Consider the following 16146-nt stretch of genomic DNA (forward strand, 5'->3'; position numbering starts at 1 on the left):
ATTTTGACGCCACCAACACCGGAGCTGTTTGCAAATCAAGTACACAAAACATCTAATTACTAGCCTGACAACTTATAAGCCATATCTGATTTTTAAAATATCATCTTAAATACGCCAGTCACCACCAGTAGCCCAATCAGGAAAATAATCAATACTGCCCAGAGTATAATTTTCATTGGCGTTCCTTTATTTGTGAGTGCTGAATAAGTATAGGAAAAAATGAAACTCTTTGCCCTCATTCATAAACGATTAAGATAAATCAGAGGATATCATTCACTTATTGTATATTTTTCTGGATATGTCGTTTTATTTCCGCTGATGTATTGCCACGTGAAACTAAAAAATATTTCGCCGCACACGGTAATCTCCGCGCACCGTTTCTTACCTGATTATTCCCCATGAATCGTGATTCATTTAATGCAGCAAGCTTCTGTTTTCCGCTTTTAATTTTGTTGGCTGGGTGTGCGCCTGTGCACGAAACTCGTCAGGCGTTAAACCTGCAAACGCCTGCCACGCAAGTGGACACTGCGTTACCTGCGGCATTGAAAAACGGTTGGCCAGACAGCCAGTGGTGGCTGGAATACCACGATAATCAACTCACTTCCTTAATTAATAATGCAATACAGAACGCGCCGGATATGCAGGTGGCTGAACAGCGCATTCAACTGGCTGAAGCGCAGGCGAAAGCAGTAGCGACCCAGGATGGCCCACAGGTAGATTTTTCTGCGGATATGCAACGGCAAAAAATGTCGGCTGAAGGGTTAATGGGGCCGTTTGCCCTGAACGATCCTGCTGCCGGCACCACGGGGCCGTGGTATACCAACGGTACTTTTGGTTTAACGGCGGGCTGGCATCTTGATATCTGGGGAAAGAATCGGGCGGAAGTTACTGCTCGCCTCGGTTCAGTAAAAGCTCGGGTGGCGGAACGTGAGCAGACCCGGCAATTGCTGGCTGGCAGCGTGGCCCGTTTGTATTGGGATTGGCAAACTCAGGCGGCGTTGAACACGGTTTTGCTGCAAATCGAAAAAGAGCAGAACACCATTATTGCGACCGATCGCCAGCTCTATCAGCGTGGAATTACCTCTTCGGTTGAAGGTGTGGAAACCGATATTAATGCCAGTAAAACCCAGCAACAGCTCAACGATGTCGCGGGTAAAATGAAAATTATCGAGGCGCGATTAAGTGCGCTCACCAACCATCAGAAAAGCGCATTGAAGCTGCATCCGGTCACGTTGCCGAAAGTGGCAAGCCAGCTTCCTGATGAACTGGGATATTCCTTGCTGGCCCGGCGGGCAGATTTGCAGGCGGCGCATTGGTATGTCGAGTCGTCGTTAAGTACCATCGACGCAGCAAAAGCGGCATTTTATCCCGACATCAATCTGATGGCCTTCCTGCAACAGGATGCTTTGCATTTAAGCGATCTTTTTCGTAGCTCCGCCCAACAGATGGGCGTCACGGCGGGGCTGACATTGCCAATATTCGACAGCGGCAGACTTAATGCCAATCTTGATATTGCGAAAGCCGAAAGCAACTTGTCGATTGCCAACTACAACAAAGCAGTGGTCGAGGCGGTGAACGATGTGGCGCGGGCGGCGAGTCAGGTGCAGATACTGGCAGAGAAAAACCAGCATCAGGCACAAATTGAGCGCGATGCCATGCGAGTGGTGGGGCTGGCACAGGCGCGATTTAACGCGGGCATCATCGCGGGTTCCCGCGTCAGTGAAGCCAGAATTCCGGCGCTTCGCGAACGAGCCAACGGCCTGCTTTTGCAAGGGCAATGGCTGGATGCCTCCATTCAACTCACCAGTGCGCTGGGCGGGGGCTATAAACGCGGTTGATGTCTCATTTATCAAGTATTAAGCAGAGAAACGTTGGACCTCACCGGCGTTTCATTTCCCGCGCCGTTTCAGCCACCAGCGAACACCAACCACCAGAGCTACAACCAGAATCAACCAAACCCAGTGCTTCAAATGTTGGTCAAGTTCGTGCAACCACGGCGCAATCACTTGGCCACCTGCGTAGCCAATGGTGGTAAAAATCAGCGCCCAGGCAAATGCGCCGAGAATATTCAGCGGTAGAAATATTTTCGGCGGTAGCTGACTAGCGCCAATCAGCGTCGGACCAATCACCCGAAAGCCATACATAAAACGTGTACCAATAACAAACAGATACGGATGACGTTGGATCAGCTTCTGCGCCCGTTCAATTTTGTCCTGATGTTTTGATAAACGTCGTAACAGCTTGCCGCCAAACCGCCGCCCGCACAGATAAAGCGCCTGGTCGCCAATCATGCCGCCAAGTGCTACGGAAAGTACCACCAACGGGAATTTCAGCAGCCCCTGATGCGCGGCAACACCACCGAGCAAGGTGACGGTTTCACCCTCTGCCAGACTGCCAAGTACCAGCGCGGCATAACCATATTGTGAAATAAGCGTATTAATATCCATAGGCCAGTCTGTCTCCCTTTGGTTGCCTGTAAGCATACACCTAGTAAATTATTTACGCAGAAAAAGCCCCGCAGAGCAGTGCACTAATTTAGTGATCGCGCAAAAAATAATCACAAGCTGACTTATACTTGAACTGTCAGGTTCATGAACTCACAACAAGGGGGCGGTATGAGCCATGTCTGGGGACTGTTTTCCCATCCCGATCGTGAAATGCAGGTAATTAATCGTGAAAACGAAACGATTTCTCACCACTACACCCACCACGTTTTGCTGATGGCGGCGATTCCGGTGATTTGCGCCTTCATTGGCACCACGCAAATCGGCTGGAATTTTGGCGATGGCACTATCCTGAAGTTATCCTGGTTTACCGGACTGGCGTTGGCTGTCTTGTTTTATGGCGTGATGCTGGCTGGGGTCGCGGTGATGGGGCGGGTTATTTGGTGGATGGCGCGCAATTACCCACAGCGCCCGTCGCTTGCGCACTGTATGGTCTTCGCGGGATACGTCGCGACGCCGCTGTTTCTCAGCGGTCTGGTAGCGCTTTACCCGCTGGTCTGGCTGTGTGCTCTGGTTGGCACGGTGGCGCTGTTTTACACGGGGTATCTGCTTTATCTCGGTATTCCAAGCTTCCTGAATATCAACAAAGAGGAAGGTCTTAGCTTCTCCAGTTCGACACTGGCGATTGGTGTGCTGGTACTGGAAGTCCTGCTCGCCCTTACCGTCATACTTTGGGGGTACGGTTATCGTCTGTTCTAGAAAGTTCTTTTGCGTTGCATTGCTGGCGTAAATGTCAGCAATGCAGCATTTCCTCACGATTCTCCTTTGACGACCGCACTTTTTGCTCGTTATGATGGCTTCGCTAGCCTCAGTAAATCCTTACTCCGGCGGTGCGCAACCCGTGCGCGTGAACCACTATTTGAATGCTCATCATGCCGAAATTTCGAGTTTCTTTATTTAGCCTGGCCCTGATGCTGGCTGTGCCTTTTGCACCGCAGGCCGCTGCGAAAACGGCAGCCGCTACCACTGCTTCGCAGCCGGAAATTGCTTCCGGTAGCGCGATGATTGTTGATCTTAATACCAACAAAGTGATCTATTCGAACCACCCGGATCTGGTGCGTCCGATTGCCTCAATCACCAAATTAATGACTGCGATGGTTGTGCTGGATGCACGACTGCCGCTGGATGAGAAACTAAAAGTAGACATCAGCCAGACGCCGGAGATGAAAGGGGTCTATTCGCGCGTACGACTGAACAGTGAAATCAGCCGTAAAGATATGCTGCTGCTGGCGTTGATGTCTTCGGAAAACCGCGCGGCGGCGAGCCTGGCACATCATTATCCTGGCGGTTATAACGCATTTATTAAAGCAATGAATGCGAAAGCAAAAGCTCTCGGGATGAATAACACGCGCTTCGTTGAACCGACCGGGCTATCAGTGCATAACGTTTCGACTGCCCGTGATCTGACCAAATTGTTGATTGCCACCAAACAATATCCGTTGATCGGTCAGTTAAGTACCACCCGTGAAGATATGGCGACCTTCTCTAATCCGTCGTATACGCTGCCATTCCGCAATACTAACCATCTGGTGTATCGCGATAACTGGAATATCCAGCTAACCAAAACCGGCTTTACCAATGCCGCAGGGCATTGCCTGGTGATGCGCACGGTTTTCAATAATAAACCAGTGGCGCTGGTGGTGATGGATGCGTTTGGCAAATATACCCATTTTGCCGATGCCAGCCGCCTGCGTACATGGATTGAAACCGGCAAAGTGATGCCCGTTCCGGCAGCGGCATTGAGTTATAAAAAACAAAAGGCCGCCCAGATGGCGGCGGCAGGGCAGACGGCACAGAACGATTAAGTTTGCTTGCCCGTAGGCCGGAGAAGGCGTTCACGCCGCATCCGGCATTCGTTGCCCGTGCCTGATGCGGTGCTTGCGCATCAGGCATCCAGCCGTATTTACTCCACTTCTTGCCAGTTTTTCCGCTTACTGGTTTTACCGATCCCCGGATTCATACTGTTAGTTGGATCGTTTTCACGATAAAACTTTTGCAGCGTCTCCGGTGCTTTATACAAATGACCGACGTTATGCTCGGCAGGATATTGCGCGCCGCGCTGGCGTAACAATTCCAGCATCTGTTCCTTCAGCGCATGCACATCCACGCCTTTCTTAACGATGTAATCCTGGTGGAAGACGTAGCACATAAAATGCCCGTAATAGAGCTTATGCACCAGCTGGCTGTCGATTTCCGGCGGCAGATGTTCATACCACTCGGTGTCATTACGCCGCAGAGCAATATCCAGCGCCAGAATGTCTTCGACTTCATCGGAATGCACGGCCTGATAACGTATCGCTGCGCCTGCCGCCGCGAAACGGTGTAAAAACGCTTTACTGCCTTCTTCCGGCGTACAGACAAAGAAATCGCCTTCGGCCTGTTTGAAAAAATCTACCAGCCAGGATTTTGCTTCGCCCACGCCATCCCCCGCCATTTTTAACAGCAGATGATGTTCATATTTATCGCGCCAGCTTTTCATGCGCGGTGGCAAATGACTGGGGAACAAATGACTGAATTTCTGCATTGCGAGATCGGTAAAGTGTGGGCGGAAGAACTTCACCTTCTCCAGCATCGCATCGGTACGTCCCTTGAGATTAAAGAATAACGGCATCTTGTCGGTGCCTAGTTTGTCGATCATCAGGAAGGTGTCTTTGCCGTATTTTTCTGCAATATCGTAGATATCCCGGTGCATGTATTCCCCGGCAACCGGCAGATTTTCGAAATTAGCCAGAATATGGCGGCGGATTTCGGTCAGCACGTCCGGCTGGTTGGTGCCGATATAAAACACCTGCTGATTTTTTTCCGCTGCAAAGGTGTCGAGACGCACGGCGAAGACGGCCAGTTTTCCGGCGCAACCGGAGGATTCAAACAGGCGATCCGGATCGGCGTTATAACGTGCAGGTGTGTCGGCTTCGATATCACGCACGCGATGAACATAGTCATAATCGTGGGCGTGGCGACCATCGTGGTGCACATCATCCTCTTTGATGCGATCGTCATCCAGCCTGCTGAGGATCTGCTCCGGCGTTTCGCCCAGATCAATCCCCAGATGGTTGACCAGCGTCAGTTTGCCGTTTTCATCAATGCGTGCAAACAACGACATTTCGGTATACGCCGGACCACGCTGCACCAGTGAGCCGCCGGAGTTGTTACAGATACCGCCGATGACCGATGCGCCTATACACGACGAACCAATCACCGAGTGCGGTTCACGGCCTAATGGTTTGAGGGCTTTTTCCAGCGAATAGAGCGTAGTGCCAGGATACGCCAGCACCTGTTCGCCCTTACCGAGAACATGCAGCTTGTCGAGGCGCAGGGTGCTGATGATCACGATATCGCGATCATAATCGTTACCATTTGGTGTCGAGCCTTCGGTCAGACCCGTATTGGCGGCCTGCATCAGAATAATTTTGTCGGCGGTGACGCAGGCTTTCAGTACTCGCCACAATTCCAGTAGCGAGCCTGGAAGAACAACGGCCAGCGCGTCACCCTGACCGGAGCGGAAGCCCTTGCGATAGCGGGCCGTTTTTGCGGGATCGGTGAGCAGATATGAAGAACCGACCAGACGGGCAAGTTCATTCAAAAAGGTTTTATTATCAGTTGTTGTCATGGAAGACATTTTCCACTCCTTGTGGTGGCGAAAAAACATCACAAACTAGAATAGCGCCTTGTATGACAATTCAGCGAGTGAATATTTTGAAAATTCAGACAATAAACTGAGCTTTCTTTTTCTCTCTCTATCAGGGTTATGGCAAACTACCGCTTTTGCACCATTTTCGCTGCCACGTCGGGCAACAGAGGAAGAATAATCCACATGAAATGGCTATGTTCAGTAGGTATCGCGGTGAGTCTGGCCCTACAGCCAGCACTGGCGGATGATTTATTCGGCAACCATCCATTAACGCCCGAAGCGCGGGATGCGTTCGTCACCGAGCTGCTCAAGAAAATGACGGTCGATGAGAAAATTGGTCAGCTGCGTTTAATCAGCGTTGGTCCGGATAACCCGAAAGAGGCGATCCGCGAGATGATCAAAGACGGGCAGGTGGGAGCGATTTTTAATACCGTAACCCGTCAGGATATCCGCGCCATGCAGGATCAAGTGATGGAACTGAGCCGCCTGAAAATTCCTCTCTTCTTTGCCTACGACGTGCTGCACGGTCAGCGCACAGTTTTCCCGATTAGCCTCGGTCTGGCGTCCTCTTTTAACCTCGACGCAGTGAAAACCGTCGGGCGCGTTTCAGCTTATGAAGCGGCGGACGATGGCCTGAACATGACCTGGGCGCCGATGGTCGATGTCTCGCGCGATCCTCGCTGGGGTCGCGCTTCCGAAGGTTTTGGTGAAGATACGTATCTCACCTCAATTATGGGTAAAACCATGGTTGAAGCGATGCAGGGTAAAAGCCCGGCAGATCGCTACTCGGTGATGACCAGCGTCAAACACTTTGCTGCTTACGGTGCGGTTGAAGGCGGTAAAGAGTACAACACCGTCGATATGAGCCCGCAGCGCCTGTTTAATGACTATATGCCGCCGTACAAAGCGGGGCTGGACGCAGGCAGCGGCGCGGTGATGGTGGCGCTGAACTCACTCAACGGCACGCCTGCAACTTCTGATTCCTGGCTGCTGAAAGATGTTCTGCGCGACCAGTGGGGCTTTAAAGGCATCACGGTTTCCGATCACGGTGCAATCAAAGAGCTGATTAAACATGGCACGGCGGCAGACCCGGAAGATGCGGTGCGCGTGGCGCTTAAGTCCGGGATCAACATGAGCATGAGTGACGAGTATTACTCGAAGTATCTGCCTGGGTTGATCAAGTCCGGCAAAGTGACGATGGAAGAGCTGGACGACGCTGCCCGCCATGTACTGAACGTTAAATATGATATGGGGTTATTTAACGACCCATACAGCCATCTTGGTCCGAAAGAGTCTGACCCGGTTGATACCAATGCCGAAAGCCGCCTGCACCGCAAAGAAGCACGTGAAGTAGCGCGCGAAAGCCTGGTGTTGCTGAAAAACCGCCTTGAAACCCTGCCGCTGAAAAAGTCGGCAACCATTGCGGTGGTTGGTCCACTGGCGGACAGCAAACGTGACGTGATGGGCAGCTGGTCCGCAGCTGGTGTTGCCGATCAATCCGTTACTGTACTGACCGGGATTAAAAATGCCGTCGGGGAAAACGGCAAGGTGCTGTATGCCAAAGGGGCGAACGTTACCAGTGACAAAGGTATTATCGATTTCCTGAATCAGTATGAAGAAGCAGTCAAAGTCGATCCGCGCTCGCCGCAAGAGATGATTGATGAAGCGGTGCAGACGGCGAAACAATCTGATGTGGTAGTGGCTGTGGTCGGTGAAGCCCAGGGGATGGCGCACGAAGCCTCCAGCCGGACCGATATCACTATTCCGCAAAGCCAGCGCGATTTGATTGCGGCGCTGAAAGCCACCGGAAAACCGCTGGTGCTGGTGCTGATGAACGGTCGCCCGCTGGCGTTGGTGAAAGAAGATCAGCAGGCCGACGCGATTCTGGAAACCTGGTTTGCGGGTACGGAAGGGGGTAATGCGATTGCCGATGTGTTGTTTGGTGATTACAACCCGTCCGGTAAGCTGCCGATGTCCTTCCCGCGTTCTGTCGGGCAGATCCCGGTTTACTACAGCCATCTGAATACCGGTCGTCCGTATAATGCCGACAAGCCGAACAAATACACTTCGCGCTATTTTGACGAAGCTAACGGGGCGCTTTATCCGTTCGGCTATGGTCTGAGCTACACCACTTTCACCGTCTCTGATGTGAAACTTTCTGCGCCGACCATGAAGCGTGACGGTAAAGTGACCGCCAGCGTGCAGGTGACGAACACCGGTAAGCGCGAAGGGGCAACGGTGATTCAGATGTACCTGCAGGATGTAACGGCTTCCATGAGTCGTCCGGTGAAGCAGCTGAAAGGTTTTGAGAAAATCACCCTGAAACCGGGCGAAACTCAGACCGTCAGCTTCCCAATCGATATTGAGGCGCTGAAGTTCTGGAATCAGCAGATGAAGTATGATGCCGAGCCTGGTAAGTTCAATGTCTTTATCGGCACTGATTCCGCACGCGTTAAGAAAGGCGAGTTTGAGTTGCTGTAATGCTTTAGTAAGGGCGCGAAATTTGCGCCCTTTGCCTGATGCGCTGCGCTTATCAGGCCTACAGGGTGTTTGCAACTTGTTTAATTTTTACCCTTTGTAGCGCCGCATCCGGCAAGATACACCGGGCAAGATATGCCCTTTAAGTATTTATCTGATTCTGCAACTGAATCCGCCCTGTCAGGCTAACCCCGCTATTATCAACTATGCTTTTCTCTTAATTCGCTGAAAACAACAGTAAAAGAATGAGGAAAGCATCATGCCACTCTCAAAGCTCTGGGCGGGTTCACTGGTTATGTTGGCAGCTGTGAGCCTGCCGCTACAGGCGGCTTCCCCCGTTAAAGTCGGTTCGAAAATCGATACTGAAGGCGCACTACTCGGCAACATCATCTTGCAGGTACTCGAAAGCCACGGCGTACCGACGGTGAATAAAGTCCAGTTGGGAACGACACCCGTGGTGCGCGGGGCAATTACTTCCGGCGAACTGGATATCTATCCGGAATATACCGGCAATGGTGCTTTCTTCTTTAAAGATGAAAACGATGCAGCGTGGAAAAATGCCGGGCAGGGCTACGAGAAAGTCAAAAAGCTCGATGCGGAGCAAAACAAGTTAATCTGGCTGACGCCCGCACCTGCGAATAACACCTGGACCATCGCCGTGCGCCAGGATGTGGCAGAGAAAAACAAACTCACTTCGCTTGCCGACCTGAGCCGTTATCTGAAAGAGGGCGGCACCTTCAAACTGGCAGCCTCGGCAGAGTTTATCGAACGCGCCGATGCGTTACCCGCTTTTGAAAAAGCCTATGGCTTTAAACTCGATCAGGATCAGTTGCTGTCACTGGCCGGTGGCGACACGGCGGTGACGATCAAAGCCGCTGCCCAGCAAACCTCTGGCGTTAATGCCGCAATGGCTTACGGCACTGACGGCCCGGTCGCGGCGCTGGGGCTGCAAACCTTAAGCGATCCGCAAGGCGTGCAACCTATCTACGCGCCTGCGCCAGTGGTGCGTGAGTCGGTGTTGAAAGAGTATCCGCAAATGGCACAGTGGCTACAGCCAGTCTTCGCCAGCCTCGATGAAAAAACGTTACAAAAACTGAATGCCAGCATTGCCGTTGAAGGACTGGATGCCAAAAAAGTGGCTGCCGACTATCTGAAACAAAAAGGGTGGACGAAGTAATTTCCCGTGTCTTATCTACGTATTAATCCTGTTCTGGCGCTGCTGCTGTTGCTGACGGCAATCGCAGCGGCGCTGCCGTTTATCAGCTATGCACCTAACAGGTTAGTCTCTGGTGAGGGACGTTATCTCTGGCAACTGTGGCCACAAACGATCTGGATGCTGGTGGGCGTTGGTTGCGCCTGGCTGACTGCCTGTTTTATTCCCGGTAGAAAAGGCAGCATTTTTGCACTCATTCTGGCGCAATTCGTCTTCGTATTGCTGGTGTGGGGAGCTGGAAAGGCGGCGACACAACTGGCGCAAAATGGCAGTGCGCTGGCGCGTACCAGCCTCGGCAGTGGTTTCTGGCTGGCTGCGGCGCTGGCATTGCTGGCCTGTAGCGATGCCATCCGCCGAATCTCCACGCATCCGCTGTGGCGCTGGTTGTTGCATATGCAGATTGCCATCATTCCGCTGTGGTTGCTGTACTCCGGCGCGCTTAACGATCTCTCGCTAATGAAAGAATACGCCAACCGTCAGGATGTGTTTGACGACGCGCTGACACAACATCTGATGTTGCTGTTTGGTGCGGTGCTGCCTGCGTTAGTGATTGGCGTGCCGCTGGGCGTCTGGTGCTACTTTTCCACTGCGCGGCAGGGAGCGATTTTTTCTCTGCTCAATGTCATTCAGACCGTGCCTTCGGTGGCGCTTTTTGGCCTGTTGATTGCGCCGCTTGCCGCGCTGGTTACTGCCTTTCCGTTGCTGGGTACGCTTGGTGTGGCAGGAACAGGCATGACGCCAGCACTGATAGCGCTGGTGCTCTATGCTTTGCTGCCTCTGGTGCGCGGCGTGGTAGTCGGCTTGAACCAGATCCCGCGTGATGTGCTGGAGAGCGCCACAGCGATGGGTATGAGCGGGGCGCAGCGTTTCCTGCATGTCCAGTTACCGCTGGCGCTGCCAGTATTTCTGCGCAGCCTGCGGGTGGTGATGGTGCAGACCGTCGGTATGGCGGTGATTGCGGCGTTAATTGGTGCGGGTGGCTTTGGGGCGTTGGTTTTCCAGGGGCTGTTAAGCAGTGCCATTGATTTAGTGTTGCTGGGGGTGAGCCCGGTAATTGTACTGGCGGTGCTTACCGACGCGCTGTTCGATTTGCTTATCGCACTGCTGAAGGTGAAACGTAATGATTGAATTTAGCCATGTAAGCAAACTGTTCGGCGCACAAAAAGCCGTTAACGATCTCAATCTCAATTTTCAGGAAGGGAGTTTTTCGGTGCTGATCGGTACATCTGGCTCCGGTAAATCCACCACCCTGAAAATGATTAACCGCCTGGTGGAGCATGACAGCGGAGTGATCCGCTTTGCCGGAGAAGAAATTCGTTCGCTGCCAGTGCTGGAGTTGCGCCGCCGGATGGGCTATGCCATTCAATCTATTGGCCTGTTTCCCCACTGGAGCGTGGCGCAAAACATCGCCACCGTGCCGCAATTACAAAAATGGTCGCGGGCGCGGATTGACGATCGTATCGACGAACTAATGGCGTTACTGGGGCTGGAACCGAATTTGCGTGAGCGTTATCCGCATCAGCTTTCCGGCGGTCAGCAGCAACGTGTGGGAGTGGCGCGCGCGTTGGCTGCCGATCCGCAAGTCTTACTGATGGATGAACCCTTTGGCGCGCTGGACCCGGTAACGCGCGGCGCGTTGCAACAAGAGATGACGCGCATTCACCGTTTGCTGGGGCGCACCATTGTGCTGGTCACTCATGATATTGATGAAGCACTACGGCTGGCAGAACATCTGGTGTTAATGGATCACGGTGAAGTGGTGCAGCAGGGCAATCCGCTGGCGATGCTGACTCGTCCGGCAAACGATTTTGTCCGCCAGTTTTTTGGGCGTAGTGAACTGGGTGTGCGCCTGCTTTCGTTACGTAGTGTGGCAGATTACGTGCGCCGCGAAGAACGGGCTGAAGGTGAGGCGCTGGCAGAAGAGATGACGCTACGCGATGCGCTCTCCCTGTTTGTTGCGCGGGGATGCGAAGTGCTGCCGGTGGTCAACACGCAGGGCCAGCCTTGCGGCACGCTGCATTTTCAGGATCTGCTGGTGGGGGCGTAAGCGTATGAAGATATGGCGCGATCCGCTGTTCTGGCTCATTGCTCTGTTTGTGGCGCTGATCTTCTGGCTGCCTTACAGCCAGCCGCTGTTTGCTGCCTTGTTCCCACAACTGCCACGACCCGTTTATCAACAAGAAAGTTTTGCAGCTCTGGCACTGGCTCATTTCTGGTTGGTGGGAATTTCGAGTTTATTTGCGGTGATCATTGGCACTGGTGCTGGAATTGCTGTCACTCGCCCGTGGGGCGCGGAATTTCGCCCGATGGTGGAAACTATTGCCGCCGTTGGGCAGACTTTTCCGCCCGTCGCGGTGCTGGCGATTGCCGTTCCGGTAATCGGCTTTGGTCAGCAACCGGCGATTATCGCGCTGATCCTTTACGGCGTGCTCCCCATCTTGCAGGCGACACTTGCCGGGTTGGGATCGATTGATGCCAGCGTGACCGAAGTTGCCAAAGGCATGGGAATGAGCCGTAGTCAGCGACTGCGCAAAGTCGAGTTACCGCTGGCAGCGCCGGTGATTCTGGCAGGCGTGCGGACTTCAGTAATTATCAACATTGGCACGGCGACGATCGCCTCAACGGTTGGGGCCAGTACGCTGGGTACGCCCATCATCATCGGGCTTAGCGGATTTAATACCGCTTATGTGATTCAGGGGGCGTTACTGGTGGCACTGGCGGCGATCATCGTAGACCGCCTGTTTGAACGGCTGGTGCAGGCGCTTAGCCAGCACGCAAAATAAAGGTATAACCTGCGAGCATTACGCCACCGATACCGCCTAACGCCATAAACAGGAACAGGGCGATAACCCCAATTTTAGCTATGCGCATAATGCACTCCTTATGTTAACGAAAGGATTGTACAGTAAAGCGCATTTGTTAACGAATCATTAAATGCCGAGTGAGAAAATATCATGCCCTTGTTCCTGCCAACTGGTGAGTTGCTGCTGTTGGGCGGAGGTTCGATTTTCACCGCACCACACCAGCAATGTACGGCCTTCAAACAGTTCAGGGCGTAGTTGATTGAGCGAGTGGGCGAGGACATCAATGCGCCATCCTTGTTGACTGGCAATCCAGCCCTCCAGCCACAGACGGGTGGTATCCTGAATATTCCAGCCAACCACCAGCGCATCTTTGCCTTGTTTTTTACGTGCCGAAGCCAGGCAAATGGCGATGTAGTTGATCAGTACGCCGTCCAGAATCGCCAGCAGTGCCTGGAGAGTCGGTTGTTGGCACTGAAGCCGTCGGCGCAGAGGAATGAACAGATGTGTGGTGAGCGTCTGGGCGGGATAATCCTGACCACGCTCTTTGATCCACATTCGCAGACTTTGCAGGTTGCCACTTTGCAGGTAACTAAGCAGAGTTTCTTGCTGATCGCGCCAGCCGTTCTGCACATCAACATTCTCATTACTGAGTAGCATTTTAACTTTGCTGACCTGCACACCGTTGTCGATCCAGCGTTTGATCTCCCGGATCCGGTCGATATCGGCATCGTTGAACAGGCGATGACCGCCGTCTGTGCGCTGCGGTTTTAACAGCCCATAACGCCTCTGCCACGCGCGTAACGTGACAGGGTTGATATCACAAAGCAACGCCACTTCACCAATCGTGTAAAGCGCCATCGTCCCACCCTTGCTTGCGAGGTCCCAGCATAACTGTAGACGTTCTTTTATGAACCAGGTAGTTTTGGCCGTTTTTTGATCTCGATTAGGATGATTTTGTTTTTGCCAGGTTGTTTTGAGTGATCGTACTCACGATTTTTCATTTTTCTGCAACAGTTCAAAGAAAGTTGAACGCGAGCAATGTATGTTACGCGTTTTAAAGGGACGTGTGGTTTGCGGGTATGTACGATTTTAATCTGGTGTTGCTGCTGCTTCAGCAGATGTGCGTTTTTCTGGTCATTGCGTGGTTGATGAGTAAAACGCCATTATTCATACCATTAATGCAGGTCACAGTTCGTCTGCCACACAAATTTCTCTGCTATATCGTCTTTTCCATCTTCTGCATCATGGGCACCTGGTTCGGGCTGCACATTGACGACTCGATTGCTAATACGCGAGCGATTGGCGCGGTGATGGGCGGCTTACTCGGTGGCCCGGTCGTAGGCGGGTTGGTTGGTCTGACCGGCGGTCTACATCGATACTCAATGGGGGGCATGACCGCGCTGAGTTGCATGATCTCGACGATCGTCGAAGGATTGCTCGGCGGGCTGGTACATAGCATCCTGATCCGCCGCGGGCGTACCGATAAAGTCTTTAACCCCATTACCGCTGGTGCCGTCACGTTCGTCGCGGAAATGGTGCAAATGCTGATCATCCTGGCGATTGCCCGGCCTTATGAAGATGCGGTGCGTCTGGTGAGTAATATCGCTGCGCCGATGATGGTAACCAACACCGTGGGCGCGGCGCTGTTTATGCGCATTTTGCTCGATAAGCGCGCGATGTTTGAAAAATACACCTCGGCTTTTTCCGCTACCGCGCTGAAAGTTGCGGCCTCGACGGAAGGCATTTTGCGCCAGGGCTTTAACGAAGTGAACAGTATGAAGGTGGCCCAGGTGCTGTATCAGGAGCTGGATATTGGCGCGGTAGCGATTACCGATCGCGAGAAACTGTTGGCTTTTACTGGTATTGGTGACGACCATCATTTACCCGGCAAACCGATTTCTTCGGCTTATACCTTAAAAGCCATTGAAACCGGAGAAGTGGTTTACGCCGATGGCAACGAAGTGCCCTATCGTTGCTCTTTGCATCCGCAGTGCAAGTTAGGCTCAACGCTGGTGATCCCTCTGCGTGGTGAAAATCAGCGGGTGATGGGTACCATCAAATTGTATGAAGCTAAAAATCGGCTGTTCAGCTCGATCAACCGCACGCTGGGGGAGGGGATTGCACAACTGCTTTCGGCGCAGATCCTCGCCGGGCAGTATGAGCGGCAAAAAGCGATGCTCACCCAGTCAGAGATCAAACTGCTTCACGCCCAGGTCAATCCCCATTTTTTGTTTAATGCGCTTAACACCATCAAAGCCGTGATCCGCCGTGACAGCGAACAGGCCAGTCAGCTGGTGCAGTATCTTTCCACTTTTTTCCGCAAAAACTTAAAGCGGCCTTCGGAGTTTGTTACTCTCGCCGACGAAATTGAACATGTGAATGCTTATCTGCAAATTGAAAAGGCGCGTTTCCAGTCGCGGTTGCAGGTCAATATTTCTATTCCGGAGGCGTTATCTCAGCAGCAATTGCCCGCGTTTACCCTACAACCGATAGTGGAAAACGCCATCAAACATGGGACATCACAACTCCTGGATACGGGGAGAGTGGCAATTAGCGCCCGACGTGATGGGCAACATTTAATGCTGGAGATCGAAGACAATGCCGGTTTGTATCAACCGGCAACCAATGCCAGCGGGCTGGGGATGAATCTGGTGGATAAGCGTTTACGTGAACGGTTTGGCGATGACTACGGGATAAGCGTCGCCTGTGAGCCTGATAGTTACACCCGAATAACGTTACGACTACCATGGAGGGATGAGGCATGATTAAAGTCTTAATTGTCGATGATGAACCGTTAGCACGGGAGAATCTGCGCGTATTTTTGCAGGAACAGAGTGATATTGAAATTGTTGGCGAGTGTTCAAACGCCGTAGAAGGGATCGGCGCGGTGCATAAACTGCGCCCGGATGTGCTGTTTCTCGATATCCAGATGCCGCGTATCAGCGGTCTGGAAATGGTGGGGATGCTCGACCCGGAACATCGCCCATATATCGTTTTTCTCACCGCGTTTGACGAATACGCTATTAAAGCCTTTGAAGAACATGCCTTTGATTATCTATTGAAGCCGATTGATGAAGCGCGGCTGGAGAAAACACTGGTGCGTTTGCGACAGGAGCGCAGCAAGCAGGATGTTTCACTGTTACCGGAAAATCAGCAGGCGCTGAAATTTATCCCTTGTACCGGTCATAGTCGTATTTATTTGCTGCAAATGAAAGACGTGGCGTTTGTTAGTAGTCGAATGAGCGGTGTTTACGTTATCAGCCAGGAAGGGAAAGAGGGCTTCACAGAATTAACTTTGCGCACGCTGGAGAGCCGCACACCGCTACTGCGCTGCCATCGACAGTATCTGGTTAACCTCGCGCATTTACAGGAGATTCGCCTGGAAGATAACGGTCAGGCTGAGTTGATTTTGCGTAATGGATTAACCGTCCCTGTCAGCCGCCGTTATCTGAAAAGTTTAAAAGAGGCGATTGGCCTGTAAAAGACTGCTAAAATGGCTTTTTGCCTCATTAACAC

General features: G+C 52.4%; 15 protein-coding genes. 10 read left to right on the forward strand and 5 right to left on the reverse strand.

All coding sequences use genetic code 11. The features are described from left to right. Positions 1-92: 92 nt before the first annotated feature. The gene (gene yohP, locus D9738_RS25525) at positions 93-239 is read right to left on the reverse strand and encodes a small membrane protein YohP (protein ID WP_205712962.1); all 147 of its coding nucleotides are present in this window, start codon (positions 237-239) and stop codon (positions 93-95) included. 159 nt (positions 240-398) lie between these two features. Here yohP and mdtQ point away from each other — a divergent pair, with 159 nt between their 5' ends. Beyond that, entirely contained in the window at positions 399-1838 is a 1440-nt protein-coding gene (gene mdtQ, locus D9738_RS21445) for a multidrug resistance outer membrane protein MdtQ (RefSeq protein ID WP_130261137.1), read from the forward strand. A gap of 51 nt (positions 1839-1889) precedes the next feature. Here the strand turns inward: mdtQ and D9738_RS21450 are convergent, their stop codons facing one another. Beyond that, positions 1890-2447, reverse strand: a complete 558-nt coding sequence (locus tag D9738_RS21450; RefSeq protein ID WP_130261138.1) for a DedA family protein — start codon at positions 2445-2447, stop codon at positions 1890-1892. Between the two features lie 168 nt (positions 2448-2615). On the opposite strand from D9738_RS21450, the gene D9738_RS21455 reads away from it, so the two are divergent. After that, positions 2616-3203 (forward strand): Yip1 family protein, encoded by a 588-nt coding sequence (locus D9738_RS21455; protein WP_001295454.1) that lies wholly within the window; start codon positions 2616-2618, stop codon positions 3201-3203. Between the two features lie 173 nt (positions 3204-3376). Next, on the forward strand, positions 3377-4309 hold the full coding sequence (gene pbpG, locus D9738_RS21460; protein WP_130207042.1) for a D-alanyl-D-alanine endopeptidase: 933 nt from the start codon (positions 3377-3379) through the stop codon (positions 4307-4309). A 98-nt stretch (positions 4310-4407) separates the two neighbouring features. Here the strand turns inward: pbpG and dld are convergent, their stop codons facing one another. Then, positions 4408-6123 (reverse strand): D-lactate dehydrogenase, encoded by a 1716-nt coding sequence (dld, locus tag D9738_RS21465; protein ID WP_130207040.1) that lies wholly within the window; start codon positions 6121-6123, stop codon positions 4408-4410. Between the two features lie 195 nt (positions 6124-6318). On the opposite strand from dld, the gene bglX reads away from it, so the two are divergent. The 5 genes from bglX to yehW all read left to right on the forward strand — a co-directional run bounded on the left by bglX (position 6319) and on the right by yehW (position 12609). Beyond that, on the forward strand, positions 6319-8616 hold the full coding sequence (gene bglX / locus D9738_RS21470; protein WP_130207038.1) for a beta-glucosidase BglX: 2298 nt from the start codon (positions 6319-6321) through the stop codon (positions 8614-8616). Positions 8617-8872: 256 nt separating this feature from the next. Next, complete coding sequence (gene osmF / locus D9738_RS21475) at positions 8873-9790, forward strand: glycine betaine ABC transporter substrate-binding protein OsmF (protein ID WP_130207036.1); 918 nt, start codon at positions 8873-8875, stop codon at positions 9788-9790. Between the two features lie 6 nt (positions 9791-9796). Beyond that, complete coding sequence (yehY, locus tag D9738_RS21480; protein WP_130261139.1) at positions 9797-10954, forward strand: glycine betaine ABC transporter permease YehY; 1158 nt, start codon at positions 9797-9799, stop codon at positions 10952-10954. Further along, positions 10947-11873, forward strand: a complete 927-nt coding sequence (gene yehX, locus D9738_RS21485) for a glycine betaine ABC transporter ATP binding protein YehX (RefSeq protein ID WP_130261140.1) — start codon at positions 10947-10949, stop codon at positions 11871-11873. The genes yehY and yehX overlap by 8 nt, the downstream gene beginning before the upstream one ends. Before the next feature lie 4 nt (positions 11874-11877). Continuing rightward, complete coding sequence (gene yehW / locus D9738_RS21490) at positions 11878-12609, forward strand: glycine betaine ABC transporter permease YehW (protein WP_130261141.1); 732 nt, start codon at positions 11878-11880, stop codon at positions 12607-12609. On the opposite strand, the gene D9738_RS21495 is transcribed toward yehW, so the two are convergent. Further along, positions 12590-12697 (reverse strand): protein YohO, encoded by a 108-nt coding sequence (locus tag D9738_RS21495; protein ID WP_001216963.1) that lies wholly within the window; start codon positions 12695-12697, stop codon positions 12590-12592. The two genes, yehW and D9738_RS21495, sit on opposite strands and share 20 nt — an antisense overlap. 59 nt (positions 12698-12756) lie before the next feature. Continuing rightward, positions 12757-13488, reverse strand: a complete 732-nt coding sequence (gene mlrA / locus D9738_RS21500; RefSeq protein ID WP_130207028.1) for an HTH-type transcriptional regulator MlrA — start codon at positions 13486-13488, stop codon at positions 12757-12759. A gap of 221 nt (positions 13489-13709) precedes the next feature. Here mlrA and btsS point away from each other — a divergent pair, with 221 nt between their 5' ends. Both btsS and btsR read left to right on the forward strand, forming a co-directional pair. Further along, positions 13710-15395: a two-component regulatory system sensor histidine kinase BtsS gene (gene btsS, locus D9738_RS21505; RefSeq protein ID WP_130261142.1), complete on the forward strand. Its 1686-nt coding sequence runs from the start codon at positions 13710-13712 to the stop codon at positions 15393-15395. Then, positions 15392-16111: a two-component system response regulator BtsR gene (btsR, locus tag D9738_RS21510; RefSeq protein ID WP_130207024.1), complete on the forward strand. Its 720-nt coding sequence runs from the start codon at positions 15392-15394 to the stop codon at positions 16109-16111. Before btsS ends, btsR begins: the two co-directional genes overlap by 4 nt. Positions 16112-16146 lie beyond the last annotated feature (35 nt).

The organism is Escherichia sp. E10V5 (assembly GCF_004212315.1).
Classification (GTDB): domain Bacteria; phylum Pseudomonadota; class Gammaproteobacteria; order Enterobacterales; family Enterobacteriaceae; genus Escherichia.